Raw genomic sequence first — 1,017 nt, forward strand, 5'->3', positions numbered from 1 at the left:
TAGTCCCCAAACGCACCAAGGATGTCACAGGGATCGAGAGCAAGGTACTGGCCATGTATGCACGCGGCATGAGCCAGCGGGATATTGCCAAGACGATTGATGACATCTATGGATTCGAGCTGTCCGCAGAGAGCATCTCGAACATCACAGACCGAGTGATGGACGAAGTCCAGCATTGGCAGACACGTCCTCTGAACCCCTTCTACCCCTTCTTGTTCGTAGACTGCCTGTACGTCTCTGTACGCAAGGATTATGAGACCAAGAACCACGCTGTCTACGTCATCCTCGGCTATGACATCAATGGCTCGAAGGATGTCCTGGGCCTTTGGATGAACGAGACGGAGGGCAAACATAACTGGATGCAGATATTCGATGAGCTGAAGGCCCGTGGCGTTGAAGATGTCGGATTCATCTGCATGGATGGTGTCTCCGGTTTGGAAGAGGGAGCAAAGTCCATCTTCCCCCAGGTGGTCGTGCAGCGCTGCATCGTCCATCTGATCCGCAACTCCATCAAGTACATCCCATCCAAGGATTACAAGGCCTACACGACCCAGCTCAGGAAGGTCTATGGAGCCGTGAACCTGAAGAGTGCTGAGGCCGAATTCGAGCGGTTCAAGCAGGCCTGGAGCCAGTACCCCGGTGCGGTAGAAACATGGAAGCGGAACTGGCAGCATGTCCAGCAACTATTCAACTATGGCAGTGCCGTAAGGAAGGTGATGTATACCACCAATGCGATAGAGAGCGTGAATTCCAGCTTCCGAAAAGTCACCAAGAAGGGCTCGTTCTCCAGCGAGGAATCTGTCTTCAAGGTTCTCTATCTCAGGGTAAAGGAACTCTATGCCAAGTGGGAAGGGCATCATATCCAGAACTGGGCGATGGTCAGAAACCAGTTGGCTATGGATGATAAGCTGCAAGCTCGTATCCTGAAATACGAGAAATTTTAAAGCCAGCAATCACTGGTAACGCATCTTCTTTTATGATACCTAAAAAAACTTACACACTTAACTTGACAAACCC

At 50.9% G+C, this 1,017-nt stretch carries 1 protein-coding gene; it reads left to right on the plus strand.

Translation table 11 applies throughout. The features are described 5' to 3' along the window. Positions 1-944: IS256 family transposase (locus AB840_RS15350; protein ID WP_048515683.1), on the plus strand; the 944-nt coding region annotated here is incomplete at its 5' end. Positions 945-1,017 lie beyond the last annotated feature (73 nt).

This window comes from Megasphaera cerevisiae DSM 20462 (assembly GCF_001045675.1).
Classification (GTDB): domain Bacteria; phylum Bacillota; class Negativicutes; order Veillonellales; family Megasphaeraceae; genus Megasphaera; species Megasphaera cerevisiae.